Below are 2,619 nucleotides of genomic sequence, written 5' to 3' on the forward strand. Positions count from 1 at the left end.
CGTCGCTCTCTGGGGGGGGTCGCGCCGGCCCCGCGCGCCCCGCCTTAAACCCGCTGGTTCGGGGGCGGGGCCTTGGGGGTGGGGGGGGCTTGTCGGCGCTCCTCCCCGTCAGCGGAACGAGGGTCCGCTATTGATGCCCCGGCCCCGAAAGGAGCTGATCGAAATAGGCGATGGTTTCGATCAGTCCCTCGCGCAGCGGCACCTTGGGCTGCCATCCGAGCGAGGCGCTAGCGCGGTCGATGTTGGGCCGGCGCTGGGTGGGGTCATCCACCGGCAGCGGATGACATTCGATCTGCGACCGCGATCCGGTCAGTTCCACCACCAGTTCGGCCAGTTCCCGGATCGTGAATTCGCCCGGATTGCCAAGATTGATCGGTCCGACCACGTCGTTTCCGCTGGCCATCATTGCCACCATGCCGTCGATCAGATCGGTGACATAGCAGAAGGATCGGGTCTGGCTGCCGTCGCCATAGATGGTGATCGGCTCCCCGCGCAGCGCTTGGACGATGAAGTTGGACACCACGCGCCCGTCATCGGGGCGCATCCGCGGACCATAAGTGTTGAAGATGCGGATCACCTTGATGGCGAGCTTATACTGCCGCCAGTAATCGAAGAACAACGTTTCCGCGCACCGTTTCCCCTCGTCATAGCAGGAGCGCGGGCCGATCGGATTGACGTTGCCCCAATATTCTTCCGGTTGGGGATGGACGGAAGGATCGCCATAGACTTCCGAGGTTGAGGCCTGGAGGATGCGTGCCTTGGTGCGCTTGGCGAGCCCCAGCATGTTGATCGCGCCATGCACGCTGGTCTTGGTGGTTTGCACCGGATCGAACTGATAATGGATCGGGCTGGCCGGGCAGGCGAGATTGTATATTTCGTCCACCTCGACATAGAGCGGCCAGGTAACGTCATGCCGCATCACCTCGAACGACGGGTTGTTCAGCAATCCCGCAACGTTCCGGCGCCTTCCGGTAAAGAAATTGTCGAGGCAGATGACTTCGGCGCCCTCGGCGATCAAGCGTTCGCACAGGAACGAGCCCAGAAATCCCGCTCCGCCGGTGACCAGGACGCGCTTCGAATATGAGTGTGTCACAACCCCTCCATTTGCAACAGCTGCATGAAGACTTCACCGTCGACAGGTGACGAGCGGTGCTAGAATGTCCGGCTTAGGGACAGGGCGGCGTAGCCACGGCGACGCGATGCCTCGACATTGAGTCCGCCGGAGAGCCGGACCTGCCATTTGGGGGTCGGAGCATAGGCGACGACGGCGCCATATTGCTGCCGTTCATAGCTGGGATCGCCCTGCGCCGCGGCTTCCAGGCCCAGCCGCACCATCCGTCCCACCCTGTGGGTGACGTCGGCGCGTGCGAAATATTCCCGAATGTCAAACCCGTAGGATCCGATCACCGCAGTTTGCCAGTCGCCGACGCCATAGGCGCCGTCGATGCCGACGAGCGCATTCCACCGTTCGCCGGCATTGCGATTATTGGGATCGCCCGGGGTCAATCGCGTGTCGTGATAGGCGACGCCGCCGCTCAGGTTCGCATAGCCCCAACTGCCCGACCATTGCTGAACGGCCGACAGCGAGGCCGTATCGGCGCGCCCTCGGACGGTGACGGTGCCGGCATCGTAGCGGTAGTTGCTGCGCCCAGCGACGACGCGTACCGCCAGGCCCCGGCCCAGATCAGCCCCCGGCAAGGCGACAACCGCGCCCGCGAATGTCGCCGAGGCCTCGCCGACCGAGCCGCCCGCAAAGACTACACCCTTTTCCTGGGCAATGGCGGCAGGCGATATGGTAAATGCTGCCCCGGCAAAGATCGCAAGTATGATCTTATGGTTAAAGAGTGGATTCTTCATCCTCGCGATCCGATACAGACAAATGCACTGTGTGATGCATTATACCGGTATCACGTCACTTGCATTATCACATATAGTTCTTGACTGTGCCAAATGCGGACTATCTTCTGTCGGGAGATGTCCGATGACGAAGAAACGCATTGGCGATCGCATCATGTAGTGCCTTCGGCCGCAAAGCCCGGTCGAGCGGCAATCCGCGATTGAGGCCGGGGCGCGGGCGATCCGAGCCTTCCGCGTTCAGCCAGCTGTAACGGTCGCTCAGTCCCCAGCAGGTGATGCCGCGCACCGCCGGTTGATCGAGGGCGACATCGACCAGCGCCCCCGCGAGATCGGCGACACGTCGGTCGCGCTGCGCGACCGGAAGGCTCCGATCCGCCTCGCGGACGTCCAGTTCGGTGATGAAGACCGCCATGCCGCGCTCGGCAAGCTGCCCAAGGAAGGCGGCGAAGATCCGTTGGTCGAACGGCCCACGCCGCAGATCCAGATGGCATTGCAGCCCCACGCCGTCGAAGGCCACGCCCTGCGCCTTCAGGCTGTCGATCAGGCCGATCAGCGAGCGGCGGCGATCCTCATCCCGCTGATCAGGATAATCCATGCCGAATTCGTTGATCAGCAGCATCGCCTTCGGTGCGAGTGCGCGCGCGCTTTCGAGCGCGCGGCGGATGTAGCCAGGGCCGAATATGTCGAAGAACGGGCTTCTGCGCAGGCTTTCTCCAGCGATCACGTCGATCGGCTCGTTGACGACGTCCCATTGCTCGATCA

General features: G+C 62.9%; 3 protein-coding genes. All 3 read right to left on the reverse strand.

The genetic code is table 11. The annotated features are described in order from the left end of the window. Positions 1–127: 127 nt before the first annotated feature. Entirely contained in the window at positions 128–1,093 is a 966-nt protein-coding gene (locus tag ACFDTG_RS16645; RefSeq protein WP_375249423.1) for a UDP-glucuronic acid decarboxylase family protein, read from the reverse strand. A gap of 59 nt (positions 1,094–1,152) precedes the next feature. Then, entirely contained in the window at positions 1,153–1,857 is a 705-nt protein-coding gene (bcsS, locus tag ACFDTG_RS16650) for a cellulose biosynthesis protein BcsS (RefSeq protein WP_375249424.1), read from the reverse strand. A 100-nt stretch (positions 1,858–1,957) separates the two neighbouring features. Then, the coding region (locus ACFDTG_RS16655; RefSeq protein ID WP_375292028.1) for an endo-1,4-beta-xylanase at positions 1,958–2,619 on the reverse strand (662 nt) is incomplete at its 5' end.

It is taken from the genome of Qipengyuania sp., assembly GCF_042095715.1.
Lineage (GTDB): Bacteria > Pseudomonadota > Alphaproteobacteria > Sphingomonadales > Sphingomonadaceae > Qipengyuania.

Bases quoted from the DNA above. Each gene is read 5' to 3' on its own strand.
- bcsS (WP_375249424.1), bottom strand. From the start codon at position 1,857: ATGAAGAATCCACTCTTTAACCATAAGATCATACTTGCGATCTTTGCC.